At 30.6% G+C, this 20,539-nt stretch carries 21 protein-coding genes; 8 read left to right on the plus strand and 13 right to left on the minus strand.

Annotated features, from left to right (window positions below; genetic code table 11):
* Window positions 1–150 precede the first annotated feature (150 nt).
* Window positions 151–987: a sterol desaturase family protein gene (locus Q1A15_RS05535; protein ID WP_299620068.1), complete on the plus strand. Its 837-nt coding sequence runs from the start codon at window positions 151–153 to the stop codon at window positions 985–987.
* Between the two features lie 39 nt (window positions 988–1,026).
* Here Q1A15_RS05535 and Q1A15_RS05540 read toward each other — a convergent pair whose 3' ends face one another.
* From Q1A15_RS05540 to Q1A15_RS05550, 3 genes are all read right to left on the minus strand, one after another.
* A complete protein-coding gene (locus Q1A15_RS05540) occupies window positions 1,027–1,287 on the minus strand; it encodes a hypothetical protein (RefSeq protein ID WP_299620071.1) in 261 nt (86 codons plus the stop codon).
* 488 nt (window positions 1,288–1,775) lie between these two features.
* A complete protein-coding gene (locus tag Q1A15_RS05545) occupies window positions 1,776–2,006 on the minus strand; it encodes a hypothetical protein (protein WP_299620074.1) in 231 nt (76 codons plus the stop codon).
* Window positions 2,007–2,123: 117 nt separating this feature from the next.
* A complete protein-coding gene (locus Q1A15_RS05550) occupies window positions 2,124–2,705 on the minus strand; it encodes an adenylosuccinate lyase (RefSeq protein ID WP_299620077.1) in 582 nt (193 codons plus the stop codon).
* Window positions 2,706–2,769: 64 nt separating this feature from the next.
* Here Q1A15_RS05550 and Q1A15_RS05555 point away from each other — a divergent pair, with 64 nt between their 5' ends.
* The 4 genes from Q1A15_RS05555 to Q1A15_RS05570 all read left to right on the plus strand — a co-directional run bounded on the left by Q1A15_RS05555 (window position 2,770) and on the right by Q1A15_RS05570 (window position 6,488).
* On the plus strand, window positions 2,770–3,480 hold the full coding sequence (locus Q1A15_RS05555) for a toxin-antitoxin system YwqK family antitoxin (RefSeq protein ID WP_299620080.1): 711 nt from the start codon (window positions 2,770–2,772) through the stop codon (window positions 3,478–3,480).
* An 82-nt stretch (window positions 3,481–3,562) separates the two neighbouring features.
* Window positions 3,563–4,750 (plus strand): tRNA 2-thiouridine(34) synthase MnmA, encoded by a 1,188-nt coding sequence (gene mnmA / locus Q1A15_RS05560; protein WP_299620083.1) that lies wholly within the window; start codon window positions 3,563–3,565, stop codon window positions 4,748–4,750.
* A gap of 11 nt (window positions 4,751–4,761) precedes the next feature.
* On the plus strand, window positions 4,762–5,532 hold the full coding sequence (locus tag Q1A15_RS05565) for a hypothetical protein (RefSeq protein ID WP_299620086.1): 771 nt from the start codon (window positions 4,762–4,764) through the stop codon (window positions 5,530–5,532).
* 14 nt (window positions 5,533–5,546) lie between these two features.
* Window positions 5,547–6,488: a nitronate monooxygenase gene (locus Q1A15_RS05570; protein ID WP_299622120.1), complete on the plus strand. Its 942-nt coding sequence runs from the start codon at window positions 5,547–5,549 to the stop codon at window positions 6,486–6,488.
* A gap of 74 nt (window positions 6,489–6,562) precedes the next feature.
* Here the strand turns inward: Q1A15_RS05570 and ribB are convergent, their stop codons facing one another.
* From ribB to tpx, 6 genes are all read right to left on the minus strand, one after another.
* Window positions 6,563–7,705 carry a 3,4-dihydroxy-2-butanone-4-phosphate synthase gene (ribB, locus tag Q1A15_RS05575; protein ID WP_299620089.1) on the minus strand — a complete coding sequence of 381 codons (1,143 nt, stop codon included), beginning with the start codon at window positions 7,703–7,705 and terminating at the stop codon, window positions 6,563–6,565.
* A gap of 5 nt (window positions 7,706–7,710) precedes the next feature.
* Window positions 7,711–9,156 (minus strand): LptF/LptG family permease, encoded by a 1,446-nt coding sequence (locus tag Q1A15_RS05580; RefSeq protein WP_299620092.1) that lies wholly within the window; start codon window positions 9,154–9,156, stop codon window positions 7,711–7,713.
* A gap of 423 nt (window positions 9,157–9,579) precedes the next feature.
* Window positions 9,580–10,233, minus strand: coding sequence for an outer membrane lipoprotein carrier protein LolA (locus tag Q1A15_RS05585; protein ID WP_299620095.1), 654 nt, complete (start codon window positions 10,231–10,233; stop codon window positions 9,580–9,582).
* A gap of 23 nt (window positions 10,234–10,256) precedes the next feature.
* Entirely contained in the window at window positions 10,257–12,731 is a 2,475-nt protein-coding gene (locus Q1A15_RS05590) for a DNA translocase FtsK (protein ID WP_299620097.1), read from the minus strand.
* Between the two features lie 37 nt (window positions 12,732–12,768).
* Window positions 12,769–13,152 (minus strand): diacylglycerol kinase family protein, encoded by a 384-nt coding sequence (locus Q1A15_RS05595; protein ID WP_299620102.1) that lies wholly within the window; start codon window positions 13,150–13,152, stop codon window positions 12,769–12,771.
* On the minus strand, window positions 13,152–13,649 hold the full coding sequence (tpx, locus tag Q1A15_RS05600; RefSeq protein WP_299620105.1) for a thiol peroxidase: 498 nt from the start codon (window positions 13,647–13,649) through the stop codon (window positions 13,152–13,154). The genes Q1A15_RS05595 and tpx overlap by 1 nt, the downstream gene beginning before the upstream one ends.
* Window positions 13,650–13,738: 89 nt before the next feature.
* Here tpx and Q1A15_RS05605 point away from each other — a divergent pair, with 89 nt between their 5' ends.
* The 3 genes from Q1A15_RS05605 to Q1A15_RS05615 all read left to right on the plus strand — a co-directional run bounded on the left by Q1A15_RS05605 (window position 13,739) and on the right by Q1A15_RS05615 (window position 17,677).
* The gene (locus Q1A15_RS05605) at window positions 13,739–15,127 is read left to right on the plus strand and encodes an MATE family efflux transporter (RefSeq protein ID WP_299620108.1); all 1,389 of its coding nucleotides are present in this window, start codon (window positions 13,739–13,741) and stop codon (window positions 15,125–15,127) included.
* Window positions 15,114–15,338 (plus strand): hypothetical protein, encoded by a 225-nt coding sequence (locus Q1A15_RS05610; protein WP_299620111.1) that lies wholly within the window; start codon window positions 15,114–15,116, stop codon window positions 15,336–15,338. Before Q1A15_RS05605 ends, Q1A15_RS05610 begins: the two co-directional genes overlap by 14 nt.
* 452 nt (window positions 15,339–15,790) lie before the next feature.
* Window positions 15,791–17,677 carry an RICIN domain-containing protein gene (locus Q1A15_RS05615; RefSeq protein ID WP_299620114.1) on the plus strand — a complete coding sequence of 629 codons (1,887 nt, stop codon included), beginning with the start codon at window positions 15,791–15,793 and terminating at the stop codon, window positions 17,675–17,677.
* 43 nt (window positions 17,678–17,720) lie between these two features.
* Here Q1A15_RS05615 and Q1A15_RS05620 read toward each other — a convergent pair whose 3' ends face one another.
* The 4 genes from Q1A15_RS05620 to Q1A15_RS05635 all read right to left on the minus strand — a co-directional run bounded on the left by Q1A15_RS05620 (window position 17,721) and on the right by Q1A15_RS05635 (window position 20,513).
* A complete protein-coding gene (locus Q1A15_RS05620; protein WP_299620117.1) occupies window positions 17,721–18,773 on the minus strand; it encodes an FAD-dependent oxidoreductase in 1,053 nt (350 codons plus the stop codon).
* A gap of 49 nt (window positions 18,774–18,822) precedes the next feature.
* A complete protein-coding gene (locus tag Q1A15_RS05625; RefSeq protein WP_299620120.1) occupies window positions 18,823–19,131 on the minus strand; it encodes a carboxymuconolactone decarboxylase family protein in 309 nt (102 codons plus the stop codon).
* 15 nt (window positions 19,132–19,146) lie between these two features.
* Window positions 19,147–19,893: an SDR family oxidoreductase gene (locus tag Q1A15_RS05630; RefSeq protein ID WP_299620123.1), complete on the minus strand. Its 747-nt coding sequence runs from the start codon at window positions 19,891–19,893 to the stop codon at window positions 19,147–19,149.
* A 62-nt stretch (window positions 19,894–19,955) separates the two neighbouring features.
* Window positions 19,956–20,513, minus strand: a complete 558-nt coding sequence (locus tag Q1A15_RS05635; RefSeq protein ID WP_299620126.1) for a TetR/AcrR family transcriptional regulator — start codon at window positions 20,511–20,513, stop codon at window positions 19,956–19,958.
* Window positions 20,514–20,539: the final 26 nt, after the last annotated feature.

The following is a 20,539-nucleotide window of genomic DNA, read 5'->3' on the forward strand; positions in this document are numbered from 1 at the left end:
ATTCTATTGATTTTACACTTGTAATTGTGTGTATATTGTAATTTTTAGTGAAGAAAATTACCAATTTCGTAGTTTTCTTAACAGAGGTATATTTTCCAACCTATTTTTTTTAGTAACATTGTTATCGTAAACAATTAAAGACTAGATAATATGGAGGTTATAAAAGAATATTTTGCAAATATGCCAACGTTACATAGAAGCGCATTGCTTGTTGGAGGTATTGCTTTTTTCTGGATTTTGGAGAGTGGATTACCGTTATTTAACTTTAAATACAACAAATGGAAACATGCTTTGCCAAATTTGTTTTTTACAGCAACAACAATCGTAATCAATTTTGTTTTAGCATTTTTATTATTAAAAACATCTTTTTGGGTAGAAAAAAATCAATTCGGATTAATTAATTGGTTACCAGAAATGCCTCTGTGGGCTTATATAATAGTAGGAGTTCTTTTCTTAGATTTCTTTGGAGCTTATTTAGCGCATCGAGTAGAACATAAAGTTAAACCTTTATGGATGGTACATTTAGTGCATCATTCCGATCATAAGGTAGATACAACTACAGGTAACAGACATCATCCAATAGAAAGTGTTATCAGATTCACATTTACGTTAATTGGAGTATTCTTTGTTGGAACACCTTTTTATATCATTATGTTATATCAATCGTTATCAGTAGTTTTTACACAACTTACGCATGCAAATGTAAAAATGCCACGAAAATTAGATAAAGCAATTAGTTACTTATTTGTTTCTCCAGATATGCATAAAGTTCATCATCATAATTTATTACCATATACAGATTCTAATTATGGAAATATATTTTCTATTTGGGATAGATTATTAGGTACATATATGGAATTAGATAGAGATAAAATTGTGTATGGAGTCGATACTTTTCCTGATGAAGAAAAGAATTCTAATCTGGTTGAATTATTAAAGCAACCATTTCAAGGATATCGAAAACCGACAAACTTAGAAGAATTATAAAAACAAAAAACGAGCTGAAAAGCTCGTTTTTTTATGAAATTATAATTTGAAGCATTTGTATCTCCAGTCTGTCAAGCTTAAGTTAGTTTCAGATTTAAAAAATTGTGGTTTGTTATAAGGTTTTGTTCCCGAAGAATAACACATCCATTGCCAATTAGGTAAAGTTGGTCCAACAGGATCAATTGGAGTAGTGTCAATAGGATTTCCAAATCCATGACCACCGCCGCCACCGTTGATTTTCTTTTGATCGTTTGTTGAAATTTTTTCCACTCCTTTTAAGTTTAAAATACTTTTTTTCATGTTTACTGTTTTTATTGATTAATAATTTGATTGCAATGTATATTCGCTAACAAATTTTTTTGTTAGGAATTATACTAGTTTAACTATGTTTTTTTCTTGATAATTAAAAAGGAAAAAAACGAATTCTTATGTATTTAGAGGAAGTACTGAATGATTTAATTCCGAGTATTTAGATCAATTCAGTGTAGGAATTATCAAATATTGCTTGTTGTTGTTTTCATAATTTATTGAATTTTAATAGAGGTGGTTAATTTTTCATAAGTTTAGAAGGACCAACATAATTGGTACATGTCAGTTCAGATGTTTTTTCATGGATAATAGTTTTAAATTCAGATTGAAGTTATCAGTATTTATTGAGCTATATCTCGCAATCTTTCTGAAAAGAACATGTTAACTTCTGAAACTATCATTTAGCATACAACGAGCTTAATTAAAGCGAACTAAAATTTAGCTCGCTTCATAATACATTGAATTTAATAGAGGTACGATTATACTTTATCTATTGGTCCGTTGTTGTTACCGCCACCACCTGTATTTCCAGAACCAGTACCACCAGTATTGCAATTACAAAAAAGAGGCTTCGGAATAATACTTTGTGTATGTAAATCTAAAGCACACCATTCAAAACAAGGAATGTTTCTTCTACCTTGACCACCAGAAATACTTTTTTGAGTTTTTTTACTTAAAGCTTTACCAAAATTTAAAATGTTTGTTTTCATGATTGATTATTTTTAATTCATCATGAATGTATTGGTATTCAATAAAATTTAAGACTAATAATTTCCGAACGGAAGATTTTAGTTTTCGAAAGTGTTATAAGTTTGATTAAAAATCAACTAAGAATTATTCCTTTTATGAATCAAAGTAAGAATTTTTTTTCCTCTAGCTTCACAACCTTTGCTTTCATGAATCACTGTTGTTCTAATAATATGTTCAAGTTCAGTATGTACCCAATCTCTATATTTTCCGAAAAGAAACAAAGTAGTCATCGTGTAAGCTTTTACAGCTATTTTTTGATCTGTAATTAGCCAATCAAAACCAGTTTCTATAATAGTATCAATATGTGAGTTAGTAAGTTTTTTTTTAGTTTCAGATGTAGGGTTACGATCGTAATCAGTAGCTAAATGCTCACAAATTTTTGCACTTGTTCTTAATGCACCATCAAATTTTAAATTTTTAATGTTTTCAGTAAACACATCAATATAAGGAAGTATATGTTGAATTCCGTCGTGAGTACATATCCATTCAAGTATCCAAGAAGCTTTAATAGATATTTTATCATCAGTTCTAAATGTTAAATCTACAAGATGTTTTACCAATTCAGGGTGTTCTAATACAATATTTGCAGCTTTATTACGATTTACTCTTTTGGGGTTTTCAACGTTATTAAGCGTAGAAATTAAAAAATCTATATTCATATTGGTACGGTTTATGTACTTTTACAGAAATATTTACTAAAATATAAAAACAAAAGAGGTAGCAATGGTAAAAGCAAGAGAATATGTTGTTTTAAGTTTTGTATTTACAATGTTATTTACATTAGTTGTTTCGGCTCAGAATAAGAAAATTAATAGAGTAGATGCTAATGGAAAAAGAACAGGTATTTGGCGTAAATATTATAAGAACGGAGATATACGCTATAAAGGAGAATTTAAAAACGGAAAAGAAGTAGGGAAATTTTATTTCTTTGAAGAAGGAGGAGTTTATCCTTCAATTATAAAAACATTTTCTGCTACATCAGATACAGCTGTAGTGAAGTTTTACAACAAAACTAGAGTAAAAACTCAAGGAAAAATGGTTGGAAAGAAAAGAGTAGGAAAGTGGACTTACTTTTTCTCTGATGGAAAAACTATTTTTTCAGAAGAAAACTACACAGACGGTAAACTAGATGGTTTGCTTAAGAATTACTATATGAATGGTAATGTTACCGAAGCTTCGGAATATCAGAATGGAAAACAACATGGATCGTCTAAAATTTACACCGAAGAAGGTAAAATGATAGAAGATGTAATTTATGTTAATGGTGTTTTAGAAGGAGAAGCAAAATACTACGATTTAAATGGTGTAATTAAAGAGAAAGGAATCTATAAAGATGGAAAGCGTGTTGGAAAATGGGAGTTTTACATCGATGGAGAAATTTCTAAGAAGGGAAGACCTGATTACAGCATAAAAAAGAAGAAAAAAGATCAATAAGATCTTATTATAATCTCATCAAATTTATCAATCTTAAGATCCATAACAATTTCGTAAATTTGCAGCCTAAATTATGCAAGATATGAAACGAGTTGTTGTAGGGCTTTCTGGAGGTGTTGATAGTAGTGTAACGGCTTACTTATTAAAAGAACAAGGTTATGATGTTATAGGCTTGTTTATGAAAAATTGGCACGACGATTCTGTAACTATTTCAGATGAATGTCCGTGGTTAGAAGACAGTAATGATGCTATGATCGTTGCTGAAAAATTAGGAATTCCTTTTCAAACAGTAGATTTAAGTGAACAATACAAAGAGCGTATTGTAGATTATATGTTCGATGAATATGAAAAAGGTCGAACTCCAAATCCAGATGTACTTTGTAACAGAGAAATAAAGTTTGATGTTTTTATGGATATCGCTTTAAGTCTTGGTGCAGATTATGTAGCCACAGGTCATTATTGTAGAAAAGAAGAAGAAGAGATTGATGGAAAAATGGTTTATAAGTTATTGGCTGGAAAAGACAATAATAAAGATCAATCATATTTCCTTTGTCAATTATCTCAAGAACAATTATCAAAAGCATTATTTCCAATAGGAGAACTTACAAAACCAGAAGTAAGAGCAATCGCTAAAGAAGCTGATTTAATTACAGCTGAGAAGAAAGATTCACAAGGGTTATGTTTTATAGGGAAGGTAAGGTTACCAGATTTTTTACAGCAAAAATTACAACCAAAGGAAGGTGTTATTGTTCAAATTCCAGATTCTTTTGCTGCATATAATGAAGCTTTACCAGAGTTTGATAATAAAATAGCTGAACTAGATTACAAATCTAAAAAGTTTAGTTACGAAATGTCTGATGGTAAAACTGTAGGAAAACATCAAGGAGCACATTACTTTACTAAAGGTCAGCGTAAAGGTTTAGCAGTAGGAGGAACAAAAGAACCTCTTTTTGTAATAGAAACAGATGTAGATCAGAATGTAATTTATACAGGTGAAGGTAAAGCACACAAAGGTTTATATAGAAATGTGTTGTTTGTTTCAAATGAAGAATTACATTGGGTAAGAGAAGATTTAGCTTTAGCTGTTGGAGAAACAATGGAAGTAGAAGCTAGAATTCGTTATCGTCAAGCATTAGAAAAAGCAACATTATATAAAGTAGGAAACGGATTATTTGTAGAGTTTAGTAATCCACAATCAGCAATTCAAGAAGGTCAATTTGTAGCATGGTATTTTAAGGAAGAGCTTTTAGGTTCGGGAGTAATTTCTTAAGTTAGCGCTATATGAAAATACGAACTAAGAAAGACGTAAAGAAACTTGAAGAGAAAATAAAGGTAGAATTAGGAATAGAAGTTAGTAAATACAAAAACGAGGAAGTAGTTACTAATTTTGTTGAACTAATTTTAATACCAACCTATATTGTTTCTTGGGTAATACGGCCTATTTTAGTTGCTCTTTTTCTTTATCTTTTTGGGTTCTATTTTCTTGATTTAGTACATATAGAATATGTATTATATGCTATTATTGGTTTCGTATTATTCTTAGTTTTTGGTATTGCATTTGGTTTTCTTTCATTGATGTTTAAAATGAAGAAAGACATTTGGGAAATCGTAGATTATTCATTAGATATTCTCAAATTGTCTGTTGAAGATGTATCAAAAATCAACAATACAATTACCGAAGAGAACAAGAAAGATGTATTATCCTTATTATTTAAAGGAATTATTCATGTTGTAACTATTCCTTTATTTTCTGAAGTAATAACCAGTAAAATGCCTTTCATTGGAAGTTTAGCTAGTAGTGTTGTAAAACGTGTGCTAACGCTAGTTTCTGATAAATTAGAATTTCAAGGAGAGAATATTGAGGATTATGTAGATAAACCTATAGAAGACAATAAAAAGATTCTTACATCTTACATTAAAACAATTATAGCAACTTCGAGAAGCTTAGAAAGTTTTATAGATTTTACATTTAAAATCGCAAAATTTCCTTTCATAATATTCTTTTGCATTTCACTTTCTTTTCTCGGACTCTTTTTATATTTAATCAACTAAATAATTAAATTTTGATAAAAAACATCACTGAACTATTTAATATTAAATATCCAGTTGTTCAAGGTGGAATGATATGGGTTTCTGGCTGGAAATTAGCTTCAGCAGTTTCTAATGCAGGAGGTTTAGGACTTATAGGTGCAGGATCTATGTATCCTGAAGTGCTTAGAGAACATATTCAAAAATGTAAAAAAGCGACAGACAAACCTTTTGGTGTAAATGTGCCAATGTTATATCCAGATATTGAACAAATTATGGATATCATAGTGGAAGAAGGTGTAAAGATTGTATTTACTTCTGCTGGTAATCCAAAAACATGGACGAGCTTTTTAAAAGAAAAAGGTATTACTGTTGTTCACGTTGTAAGTTCAGTTAAGTTTGCTTTAAAAGCTGAAGCTGCCGGTGTAGATGCTGTAGTTTGTGAAGGTTTTGAAGCTGGAGGACACAATGGTAGAGAAGAAACAACAACATTTACTTTAATTCCTATGGTAAAAGAACAGGTAAAAATTCCTGTAATTGCAGCTGGAGGAATAGGATCGGGTAGAGGAATGTTAGCTGCTAAAGTTCTTGGTGCAGATGGAGTACAAATTGGAAGTAGATTTGCAGCAACAATTGAATCTTCTGCTCACGACAATTTTAAAGATACTATTGTTAAAGTCAAAGATGGAGATACTTATGTAACCCTTAAAGAATTAGCGCCAGTTCGTTTAGTTAGAAATAAGTTTTTTAACGATGTACAAGAATTATATCAAAAAGATCCTTCTATAGATGATTTAAAAGAATTATTAGGAAGAGCAAGAGCTAAACGTGGAATGTTCGAAGGTGATTTAGATGAAGGAGAATTAGAAATCGGACAAATAGCTGGTTTAATACATGAAATAAAGCCTGCTGCAGAAGTTTTAAATGAAATTATTACAGAATATAACGAAGTATTAAAAACTGAGTTTACAAGTCTTTAATATCGCTGTAACGACATAAAAAAAGCTTAGAACTATAGTTCTAAGCTTTTTTATCTTTATGCTTTTTATTTTCTTTAGAAATTTACATAATCTACAATTTCTAAACCGTAACCAATCATACCTACACGTTTTTCTTGTTTACTGTTAGAAACTAATTTTAATTTATGAATATGTAAATCATGTAAAATTTGAGCTCCAATTCCGAAATCTTTATTGTCTAAACTAATTCTAGGAGCTTTCATTTCTCCATTTGCCTGATTTTCTTTTAAACCTCTTAGTCTATTTAATAAGTTTAAAGATTGACTTTGCTGATTTATAAATAAAATAGCACCACGTCCTTCATCGTTAATCACTTTAAACATACGATCTAATTTATGTTCAGCATCGTTAGTTAGTGTTCCTAAGATATCATTATTAACTAAATTAGAATTTACACGAGTTAAAATAGGTTCATTTTTACTCCAAGTTCCTTTAGTTAAAGCAATGTGTACTTGATCGTTTGTTGTTTGATGGTAAGCTCTTAATCTAAAATCACCAAAACGAGTTTGAATCGTAAAATCCTCTTTCTTTTCAATAAGAGAATCGTGTTCCATTCTATAAGCCACTAAATCTTCAATAGAAACTATTTTTAGGTCGAACTTTTTCGCAACTTCAATCAATTGAGGTAAACGAGCCATAGTTCCATCTTCGTTCATAATTTCAACGATTACTCCAGCAGGTTGTAAACCAGCTAAACGAGCAAAGTCAATGGCAGCTTCTGTATGTCCAGTTCTTCTTAAAACACCACCTTCTTTAGCACGTAAAGGAAAAATATGTCCTGGTCTTGCTAAATCAAAAGGCTTAGTTTCGTTATTAATTAAAGCTTCAATAGTTTTAGATCTATCAGAGGCAGAAATACCTGTAGTAACTCCGTTTCCTCTTAAGTCAACAGATACAGTAAATGCAGTTTCCATAGGATCGGTATTATTATTTACCATCATTCCTAATTCTAATTCTTTACATCTATTTTCTGTTAAAGGAGTACAAATTAAACCTCTTCCGTGAGTAGCCATAAAGTTAATCATCTCTGGAGTAACTTTTTCTGCAGCAGCTACAAAATCACCTTCATTTTCTCTGTCTTCATCATCTACAACTATAATAACTTTTCCAGCTCTTATATCTTGTATTGCATCTTCAATTTTGTCGAGTTGTATTGTTGTTTTGGTGTCTGTTGTCATGTGTGTTAGTTTTCTTCTTTTCGTAAGAAGACTTTTTTAAAGAATCTACCTATTCTAGCAAATAAACCACTAATATCGAATAGGCCTTTATCTTGTGTTGCTCTTGTTGTTAAAATTATTGCCAAAGGTAACATTAATGTAACAGCTAACCAAGAACCTCCAATAGCAGATATTGAACTTTCTTCTGCCATATTTCTTCCGAAAGTATTAGAGAAGAAGTAAGTAACATATATGGCAATTGCTAAAATCATGGGAAGTCCCATTCCTCCTTTACGAATAATAGATCCTAAAGGAGCTCCAATAAAGAATAGTAATAAACAAGATAAAGAAAACGCAAAACGATTATAAAACTCAATATCGTAAAGGTTCATTACTTTTCTTCGGTGTTTAAACTGACCTTTATTTGCCGTGAAGTTATTAATAGTTCTGTCAATTTTAGACATGGCATCATTAATAATTCCAAGTTTAGAATCTAAATCGAAATTATCAAGAATATTAGGCTCAACATCTTTTAATCGAACAGAATCTTGATATGCATATAGTTTTTTTGCATTTGTATTTAAATACAAACTTCGAGCTCTATCTTTTACATATTGATCATAATCTATTTTCAACTTAGGTAAGGTGTCTTTCAGTTGACTCGAACTTAACATGTTGAAATTATTTTTATGTTTAGTTTGCCCCATGTCATCATCAGCAAAAGAAGAAATATCTATATTAATGACATATTCATCAAAATCAGCATTGGAAGATTTCATTCGAAAACGTTCTTTATATGCTGTTCTATTTTTTACATGATGTTCGAAGAAGTGACCGTTTTTTAATTTTAAAGTTAAATACTTACTACCTTCTTCAGAAATGAACTCTCCGTTTTCAGCAGAAATTATTTTGTTGTTTCCTCTATTTGCTGATAAATCATAGATTAAGACGTTTTTAAGAAGTTTATCGTCTTTTCCATACTTTGAGTCGAATTTAATCTGATAGTTCGGAATTTCAGTATTAAAACTTCCAGGAACTAATGCTAACGCTGGTTGTTTTTTACGAATATTAATTTTTAAATTGATTTGTTTCATAATTGCGTAAGGATATACATAATCGAGAAACACGAAATTAATAGCACTCATAAATACAGCAAAGAAAACCAATGGTCTTACCATACGCTGTAAAGAAACACCAGCAGATTTGGCAGCAGCAAATTCATAATTTTCAGATAAACTACCAAGTGTCATAATAGATGAAAGTAAAATTCCGATTGGAAGTGCTTGTGGAGCTACAATTAGGGTTGTATACCAAAGGAATTTTAAAATAATGAACATGCTAATTCCTTTACCTGCTAAATCATCAAAAGCCAACCATAAAGCTTGCATTACTAATACGAATAGTATAATGAAGAAGGTCGCTAAAAAGGGAATTAGAAAACTTTTTAATATGTATCTATCTAATCTTTTCACTATTGCAAATGTAGCAAGCTTACTTGTAATAAACAGAAAAACTTTTGTTAATTGAAAAATTAAAATTTCACAAATTATTATTAATCATTCTTAAAATTGAATTTAAAGAAATTCAAAAATTAAAAACTTATCACTGTTTTCAGGGGATAAATCAATCTTGTCAAAGAATATATTTGAGCGGTATTAAATGGTATACCAAAACTGAAAAACTATATAACAAATTCATGTTATAAAAAATTGATGATTATGAGTCTTCAATCTTGGTTTTAAGCTTGGTAGTGGGATCTATTTTTATAGTTATTAGGGGTAATAACTATAGGTTTTCAAAAGCTAAGTGAGAGGACTCGTATTTTTTTGAATTTTCATAATCAAAAAAAAAGCCTCATAATATTATGAGGCTTTTACTTTTTTATGTCTTTTGGATTAGTCTATTAAATAACCCATTTTTTCATATTTACTCTTATCGAAAGAGAATAAGTTTTCAGAAATAGCCTGATTACTTTTAAACTTTGTAATAGTGAAAGTTGTTTCTGCTCCGTTAGAACCAATTTGAATCAACTTATAAATATGCTTTGTTTTTGCATCGATTCCTAATTTAACTTTTATGATATCAGAATTACTATCGATAGGTGTTAAATCTACATACTGAACTTTACGTCCTTTATTGTTTTTAAGATCACCCATTTCATAGTTGTAACCTTCTTTGTAAAAAGTTAATAATTTAGAAGGATAAATAAATCCATCTTCTTCTTCTAAATCACCATCGTTAATTGTAACTTCTTTTTCTTCAGTATTAATTACAACTAAACGCTTACCATTAAAAACAAAATTGTTTCCTAAGTAATTTAAATTATACTTTTCTCCAGCTAAAGTAATGTTACCTCGAATTGGAGGATCATTTGTTATTCCTGCTTCCTTGTTAACTAGGGTAGAAGTAAAACCTATATTCATATTTTTATAGGCACCCATTTTTGTAGACACTTCGTCTAACAGGCTTTTAGCCTTTTCAGATGTGTTTTGTGCTGCCACATTTAAAGAAAGACATACTCCTAATATAAATATTCCTATTTTTCTCATGATGATTTTAAAATTATCTAAAATTAATTATTTTTTTCGTTTTCTAATAACTGTTCTAAAGCAATTAAATCTGGAACTAAAACTTGTCTAGCTTTACTTCCTTCAAAAGGACCTACAATTCCAGCTGCTTCAAGTTGATCGATTAATCTTCCGGCTCTGTTATATCCTAACTTTAATTTTCGTTGTAATAATGACGCCGAACCTTGTTGAGCTGTAACTATAACTTCTGCTGCTTCTTTAAACAGTTTATCTCTATCTGCTATGTTATTATCAATAGTTGTGCCAGCTTCTTCACCAACATATTCTGGTAACATATGTGCTTCAGGGTATGCACGTTGCGAACCAATAAAATCTGTTATTTTTTCTACTTCAGGTGTGTCTACAAACGCACATTGAATACGTGTAATATCATTTCCGCCAGAATATAACATATCTCCTCGACCAATTAATTGATCTGCACCAGGAGCATCTAAAATAGTTCTACTATCAATTTTAGAAGTTACTCTAAATGCAATTCGAGAAGGGAAGTTTGCTTTAATAATACCTGTAATTACATTTACAGACGGACGCTGAGTTGCAACTATTAAATGTATTCCAATTGCTCTGGCTAACTGTGCTAAACGTGCAATAGGAGTTTCTACTTCTTTACCAGCTGTCATAATTAAATCAGCAAATTCATCAATAACCAATACAATGTATGGTAAAAATTGATGTCCGTTTTCTGGATTCAATTTACGTGCTCTAAATTTCGCGTTATATTCTTTAATGTTACGAACCATTGCATTTTTCAATAAGTCGTAACGATTATCCATTTCAATACAAAGAGAATTTAAAGTGTTTACCACTTTAGATGTATCTGTAATAATAGCTTCTTCTGCATCTGGAAGTTTTGCTAAATAATGACGTTCTATTTTATTAAATAAAGTAAGTTCTACTTTTTTAGGATCTACCAATACGAATTTTACTTCAGCAGGATGTTTTCTGTATAATAAAGATGCTAAAATTGCATTTAATCCAACAGATTTACCCTGACCAGTGGCTCCGGCCATAAGTAAGTGAGGCATTTTAGCTAAATCTACAACTAAAGTTTCGTTTGAAATTGTTTTACCTAATGCAAGAGGTAATTCCATTTGGCTTTCTTGAAACCTTTTAGAAGTAATTACCGAGTGCATCGATACAATTGTAGCTTTTTTATTCGGAACTTCAATACCAATAGTTCCTTTTCCAGGAATTGGCGCAATAATACGGATTCCTAATGCTGAAAGCGATAATGCAATATCGTCTTCTAGATTTTTAATTTTAGAAATACGAACTCCAGCTTCTGGAACAATTTCATAAAGCGTAATAGTCGGACCTACAGTTGCTTTAATTTGTGCAATTCCGATTTTATAATTCTTAAGCGTTTCAACAATTTGATTTTTGTTGGCTTCTAATTCTTCTGGATCTATAGAAATACTTTCGTTGTATTCTTTTAATAAATTGAATGTAGGAAAGCGATATTGTCCTAATTCTAATGTAGGATCAAATTCTCCAAAATCTTGAACAAGTTGATCTGATAAATTTTCAGTTACACTTTTTTCTTCTTCAACTTTTTCTATTGCGATTTCTACTTCATCATTAGAATTAGAAATAATTGTTGTAGAATCTGAAGTCGTTGTAGGAGTATTGATTTCAAGATCTAATCCAGTTTTTTCTTCTGAATCTTTCTTTATACTTGAATGGTTACTGATGGTTGGTTCTAATTTTTCTACCGATAATTCGAAATTAGATTTTTCTTCAGTTTTTATTGATTCTTGTTCCTTAGCTTCGTTAGTAACAGCAGTTGTAGTTACTTCTTCATTTACTGAAATAACATCACTACTAAATTCAGTTTCATCTTCACTTCTTTCTGGTCTTTTCATTTTTTCTCCAATCAATTCCGGAGTCAGTTTAAAACGAACTACGACATATGATAATAAGAAGAAAGTAAGTACAATGGCTAAACCTGTTTTACCTATAAATGTTTGTACATATTCATTTAATTCATAACCAATAGTTCCTGACAATAAGGCAAATTTCTTTTCAACAAACCCTAAAGCTATTGATATCCAAAGCATATTAAAAAGTCCCCAATTCCAACGGGTAATCATACTTTTAATACGAGTTTGTAATAAGAAACTAATACCAGTTAATAAAATTAAAAACGGTAAGATAAAAGCAGCTAAACCAAAACCATTGTAAATTAAAACATGACTTAAACTTGAACCAATTTTACCTAATAAGTTTTTAGCCCTTATCTGTTTATTATCAAATTCTGATAAAATACTTTGATCGTATTCCCAAGAAAAGAAGAATGAAATAAAGGCAACGGATAAGAATAGAGCAAAAAGCACTAAAAAAACTCCCAGTATGGTTTGAGTTTGTCTGTTTTTTAAAAATTCAGATAATTGATGAAATAAAGAAGGTTTTTTAGGCTTCTCTATTTTTTTTGTTTTTTTAGAAACTGTTTTTTTTGCCATTGACTAGTAAAAATTTCGACCTCCAAATATAGAAATATTACAAGAATAAGCTTGTAATTTTTGGAATGTATATAATACAACCCACAATTATAGAAATTATTGCAGCAAATCCTGCAGCACCAGCAGCAACATCTTTAATAACTCCAATTTTGTTATTAAACTCAGGATGAATAAAGTCGGCTACTTTTTCTACTGCTGTATTTAATGCTTCGGCTACTAAAACTAATCCCGATACTGTAAGTTGAATCATCCATTCTGTAGCAGAAATATTAAAAATAAAACCTAAAACAACAGCAAAAAGCCCAATAATAAATTGGGCTTTTATACTATCTTCTGTTGTGGTTAGTATTCGCATGCCTTTAAAAGCATAGCTAACGCCTTTTATTCGTCTCTTAATAAAACCATCTTTAGATTGATTCATTATAAAGCTTTTAATGCTGCTTCGTAGTTAGGTTCGTCTACAATTTCAGAAACTTGTTCTGTGTACGATACTTCACCATTTTCATTAATTACAACAATACAACGAGAATGTAATCCTGTTAAAGGACCATTAGTAAATTCTAAACCATAGTTTTTACCAAAATCTCCTGTAGCAAAATCAGAAAGCATTTCAACATTTTCTATACCTTCAGCACCACAAAAACGGCTGTGTGCAAATGGTAAATCTCTAGAAATACATAATACTTTAGTATTATCAAGTTGAGAAGCTTCTTTGTTAAAGTTTCTTACAGATGTAGCACATGTTCCAGTATCTACACTTGGAAAAATATTTAACACTAGTTTTTTACCACTATAGTTTTCTAAAGATTTTACAGATAAATCTGTGCTTACTAATTTAAAGTCAGGAGCTTTTGAATTTAATTCAGGTAAGTTACCATTAGTTTGAATTTCGTTTCCCTGAAGAGTTACTGTAGCCATTTGTTTTTTGTTTTTATTCTTATCAAAAATAACTAAAATCTACCAATTTGAAGTATCTTCGCCTACTTATTCAATGAAAGATTTTTTTGGTGAGTTTAGCAAAGTATACATCAGAATTTAAGTACAACTGGCAGTTAGCTGCACCAGTAATGTTGGGAATGTTAGGACATACTTTTGTAAGTTTTATCGATAACATTATGGTTGGTCAATTAGGAACTGCCGAGTTAGCAGCAGTTTCTTTAGGTAACAGCTTTATGTTTATTGCAATGTCTTTAGGAATTGGATTTTCTACAGCGATTACACCTTTAATTGCTGAAGCTGATGCTGCAGAGAATTTTAAGGAGGCAAAATCTACCTTTAAACACGGTTTATTCTTATGTACTTCTTTAGGAATTCTAATGTTTCTTATGGTTTTTTTCTCAAAACCACTGTTATATTTTATGAAACAACCAGATGAAGTAGTTGAATTAGCAATCCCGTATTTAAATTTAGTTGCTTTTTCTTTAATTCCACTAATCGTATTTCAGGCATTTAAACAATTTAGCGATGGAATGTCTATGACACGTTATCCAATGTATGCTACCATTATTGCTAATGTTGCTAACGTAATTTTAAATTACTTGTTAATTTTTGGAAAATTTGGTTTTCCTGAAATGGGAATTGTAGGTGCAGCATACGGAACTTTATTGTCTCGTTTTGTTATGGTGCTGTATTTATGGTGGCTATTAACTAAAAAAGAACGAACAAAACGATTGGTAACGAATATCAAGTTTTTTATTTTAGATAAATTAATGCTGAAGAAGATCATCAGTTTGGGAGCGCCAAGTGCGATGCAAATGTTTTTTGAAGTAGCAATTTTTACTGCTGCTATATGGTTAAGCGGTTTGCTAGGAAAAAATCCACAAGCAGCAAATCAGATTGCATTAAATTTATCTTCTATGACATTTATGGTTGCTATGGGACTTAGTGTTGCAGCTATGGTTAGAGTAGGAAATCAAAAAGGATTACAAAATTATATAGAGTTGAGAAGAATAGCATTTTCTATCTTTTTGTTAGGTGTTATTTTAGCTGTTGGATTCGCAATTATATTTTTCTCTTTTCATAAAATATTACCTAATGTGTATGTCGATTTAAATGATGCACAAAACTATGCAGATAATATGGAGGTAATAAAAATAGCTTCCTCTTTATTAATCGCAGCTGCATTTTTTCAAATTAGTGATAGTATCCAAGTAATGGTATTAGGTGCCTTAAGAGGTTTACAAGATGTTGCTATACCAACTATAATTACATTTATTTCGTATTGGTTAATTGGTTTTCCTGTGAGTTATTTCTTAGGGAAAGAAGATATGTACGGAAGTTTTGGAATTTGGTTAGGACTTTTAGCAGGATTAACTTCTGCTTCAATATTACTATTTTTACGCTTTAATTATCTAACTCAAAAATTGATACAAACAAAACATAATGAACTTACCTAAATTTTTATTAGCAGATAATAGTGAATTCGAAGAAGATATTTTCGTATTACACACAGAATATCCTAGGTTTTTAATTAACTTAAAAGATGACTCAATTGAATGGTTTGAAGATTTAGCTGATGAGAACGAGCAAGAGTTAGCAAATGAACTAGAAGGTTTAATAGAGCAGGCGAGTGCATTTTACGACAAAGAAATGGAACAATATCAATAGTAAAAAGGTTAGATAAAAAATCTAACCTTTTTTGTTTTTGTACACTATAATTTTTAATGTTTGTAGTTTTCTTATTCAAACATTATTAGATTAATGTTAATTCTAGATCAATTTTGAGGTACAATAACTTGATTAAATATTGATTTTGGATAATATCATTAACAAACTCTTTTTCTTACATCTAACTTCATAATAGAGAGGTTTATTAGAAATAAATTAGAGAAGTTAATACATCTATATTATTAGCTTTTGTATAATAAATATTTGCTTTTTAATGATTTAGATATCAATCCACAATCTTAATTTTTATACTTCACTAAAACTTGACATTCAGTTTTGGAAACTGCTGTAGTTGGTTATTCACTAATAAATAGCTTTAATTTTGGGTAAAGTTTAATTTTTTAGCTAAAAAAATAAATTAACCTCAAAATAATAATCCAAAAACAATAGTAATGTCTAAAACAAACCCTAAAAATCAATTACTATTTATAGCACTACTTTTAGTATACAGTGTTATAAATGCACAGTTAGACTTTGATAACACTCCTTTACCATCAAGATTAGGAAGCATAAATAATTGGAATTTGATTGAAAATGCTTCAGATGATTTTAATTATAATTTTAATCCCACGAATAGCAATGCAGATTTTGGTCCTGCTGGAAAGCCTGCAAAATGGAATAACTTTTATCATAATAGTTGGGATGGACCAGGAGCAACCAAATGGCAAAGAAATCACGTAGCAGTTTCAGGAGGAAACTTAAATATTTGGGCGAGCCGAAGGTTTTTTGATACTGCAAAAACAAACCCTTACACGAAAACTTTTGAATTTAATGGGGCAAATATTACAAGACCAGAAACTATCTCTGGTTGTATAACTTCAAAAACTAGAGTAAAATATCCTGTTTTTGTTGAAGCTGAGTTGAAAGTTGCAAACTCTACACTAGCAACAGATATTTGGTTGTTAAGTCCAGATGATAAAGAAGAAATTGATATCATAGAATGTTATGGAGGAACAGGAGATGATGGAAGAAATAATTTCTTTTCAGAACGTGTTCACTTAAGTCATCATGTTTTTCGTCGTCCTCAAAATTTTGCAGATTACCAACCAAGTGATTGGAATAGTTGGTACAGACAAAGTGGAGTTTCTAAATGGGGAGGAAGAGTAGTACGTATTGGAGTATATTGGAAAGCTCCACGAATTTTAGAATATTATATCGATGGAGATTTAGTTCGTGTTTTAGATGACGATGCTATTGCTTCTCGTTTACCAAATGGAACATGGCAATATACGTATCCAGCAGGAACACAAAATGGTCAACTTATAAGAGAAACAACAGGGCAACAAGCTGGTTTCCAAAAAATGGTTGTTAGTTCAACTTCTAACAGTTTCAATCAAAGTAATTTAAATGTCGCTAAAAATGCATCTAATACCAGCGTTATAGATCCTTTTAATTATTTAAATAATGGAAAACAGTTTTCTCGTGAAATGGATATCATTATTAATGTTGAAGATCAGAGTTGGCAAGCAGCAGCAAACCGTTCACCAAATAATACAGAGATTCAAGATTTTAATAACAACTTAATGTTGGTTGATTGGATTCGTGTTTACAAACCCGTTGATAATTCAGGTGGAAATAATGGAGGAAGTTCAGATGGTAGTTTCTATATTAAAAATAGGCAAACAGGAGGAAGATTAAGTGCAAATGGAACCGCTAATTTTTCTAATTTACAAATGGTTTCTTCAACAACAACTGCCAATACAGCAAAATGGTTTGCTATAGATGCAGGTGGCGGATATTATTATATTCAAAATCAAGCAACAGGTTTATTTTTTCGTCCAGCCGATAATTCCAATGGAAGTACGATTCAGCAAGTACCTAATACGTATAGAGGAGAATATACACAATGGAGAAGGGTGAATAGTTCAGGAGATTATTTCTATTTACAAAATAGAGCAACAGGAATGTATTTTAGACCGGGAAATACTAGTAATGGAAGTTCACTTCAACAACGACCAACTACTTGGGCTGGAAATTGGACACAATGGCAATTTGTAGACTCAAATACAGGTGTTTTATCTAGAAATAGTATTAATACATTGGAAGAGAAAAGTGATGAGAACGCTTACATTTTTCCTAACCCAGTGCAATTAGGAGATCAAGTAGTGATAAAAGGAACGTTTAAGGAAGCTATTCTTACCGATTTTTCTGGTAAAACTATTTTGAATACAATAAAATCTAAAAAGGAAGAGAGTATATTAAATACCTCAGAATTATCTGCAGGGATTTATTTTATTACGCTAGATAAAACTAAAACGTATAAGTTAATAGTGAAGTAGTAATTAATTTATTACAAAAGAAAGACTGATTTAATTTTTTAAATCAGTCTTTTATTATGTGTTGAGAAATCTCAATAGCTCTTCTTACTGCACCTTCCATATACCCACCATAAACTTTTGAAGTTTCTGTACCAGATATATAAAACTTACCATCCATAAAAGCATTTTGATATATTTCATGACCGTTATTTTGATGTGGAAATATAAATTGATTGTCTTTTAATGTGGTGAATTGTTCTTTTTTCCAAACTTTTTCATCATAGCATATGTAATTGTTTACTAGATCACCAAAGAACTTTTTAAGTTGCTGAATCACCTTAGTTTCTCTTTGTTGTTTACTTAACTCTGCTAATCCACCATTTAAAAATCCTATCAGAGCAAAACCATTTTCTTGTACAGTACAATGATCGTATAATTCTGTAAACGGACCAACATTACTAAAACCGACACCAGAAAGTCCGTTTTTCCTCCAGAAAGGAGTATCAAAAACCACAGCAAACTTTATAGAATCCTTCATCCAAGTATGAGTCTGATTAGCTATAGATTTAAGTTCAACAGGCAATGATGGAGAAAACTCAATTGTATTTATTAATAATCTAGGAGGTATAGTGCAAATAACTCTATCAGCAGTGAACTCTTTAGTCTCAGATTTTACTATTAAATTATTCGTATTATCTTCAATAGCAACAATTCTTTCATTTAATAAAAGACAATCTTCACCAATTTCTTCTACAAGTTTCTCTAGTATTGTAGTAGTACCGCTAGCAATACGATAACTAATTTCTTGATTTTCGGGTAAATTAAAACGTTGTGGAGGATGAGCACTCATGGCTTCGAATAATGCATCACCATCCATTTTTTGTTCAAATAATTTTATGTTTAGTTCTTTACATAGTTCTAATAAGCTAGTGTTGTATTTCCACAGCCAAGTTGCCCCTAATTCAAGATCTGCATTGTGAGTTTTTTTAGTGTAAATTCTTCCACCAATTCTAGAATTAGCTTCTAAAATTTGTACAGAATATCCTTTTTTCTTCAGGAAATAAGCTGTAGATAATCCAGATAATCCACTTCCGATTATTATAATTTCTTTATTCATCTAATACATAAAAAAGGTTAAGCTAATATACTAGCTTAACCTTAATTTTTTAGTCTATAATATGAGTGCCGTGAGTTACAGCAGCACCTGCTCTTAAAGCAGCAGCAACAAAAGTAACTTCAGCGATTTCTTCTTGAGTTGCCCCAGCTTTTTTAGCTTTTTCTTTATGAATTTCAAGGCAATAGACACACTGTGTTGTCAATGCTACACCTAATGCAATTAACTCTTTATACTTTGCTGGTATGGCACCGTCTTCCATTGCAACTTTATCAAATTGTTGAAAAGCTTCCATAGATTTTGGTGATTTCTTACCTAGACTACCAAGTTTAGAAAATAATTCTTTAATACTTAAATGCATACTAAATCTCTTTAATTAGTTTCTACCAGCAATTACACCACCATCAACATCCCAAATAGCACCAGTTACCCAAGAAGACTTATCAGACAATAAAAAAGTGATACTGTTTGCAACATCGTCTGCTAATCCGTTTCTACCAATTGGATGAAAAGCATTGAATCCTTCTAAAGCTTCATCAGCAGCATCTTTACTACCAAAAACACCATGATATACAGGAGTTTGAACTACAGCTGGAGATACAGCATTTACTCTAATATTGTGATCCGCCAATTCCATCGCTAAATGTTGAGTTAAAGAATGTAATCCCGCCTTTTGCATAGAATAAGCAGAAGAAGGAGTCGCTTTAACAGCTTGTTTTGCCCACATAGATCCTACATTAACAATTGAACCTCCATTTGTTTCTTTCATTTTTTTAGCTGCTGCTTGAGTAATGAAGAAGAAACCTCGGTTTAAATCTAAATAAGAATCGTAATCTTCAACGGTATGATCTAAGAAAGGTTTTGGTCCGAAAATACCAGAAGCGTTAACTAAATAATCTACATTATCTAAACTAGCTATTTTTTCTATTAAACTTGATACTGAAGATTTATCAGTAATATCAATTTTATGTTTCACCAAGTTTTCTTGGTCACTAACTTTATCAATGCTTCTACCTACAATATGAACTGTAGCTCCTTCATTTAAAAGTTGTAATGTTGTTGCATAACCGATTCCGCTTGTACCACCAACTACGATGGCTACTTTGTTGTTAAAACTTCCCATAATATTTAATTTTAATTGTTTTTAATGAACAGACAAGTCTGTCTTTATTGTTGTAAAATTTTTTAAATAATTTTTTCACATATTCCTTTAGCCTGTGCAATAGGCCAATCATTTTGATGTAAATGGCTTTCAGCTACAGCGCTTTCATATAATAAATAAATTTGTTTAGCTAGAATATCTGATTCCTCTAGAGATAAAATCTCTAAGTTTTCTTGGATAAGATTCGCAATAAAAGAAATTAACTCTTTCTTTTGTTTTTGAATCTCGTTACGTATTCTTTCGTTTTCTTTCGGAATTTCTGAAACAGTTTTTATACACCAACATCCGTTAAAATCCTTTTCTTTAAAAAACAAACTTAAAAAGTCGAATACAGCCAAGACTTGTTTTTTTCCTTCATTTTGAGATGTACAAAACGCTTTTATATCATGTGTAAATTTGTGGTGTTTGTATTGTAAGTAAGCCAAACAAATATCTTCTTTAGATTTAAAGTGATTGTATAAAGTAGCTTTAGCTATTCCAGATTCAGCTATAATCTCATTAATACCTGTAGAATTATAACCATTTCTATAGAATAGAGTAGAAGCAGTTTCTATAATATGTTGTCTTACATTTCGTTTCACATGACAAAGATATATAAAAAATAGAC

The organism is uncultured Tenacibaculum sp., assembly GCF_947495995.1.
Classification (GTDB): domain Bacteria; phylum Bacteroidota; class Bacteroidia; order Flavobacteriales; family Flavobacteriaceae; genus Polaribacter.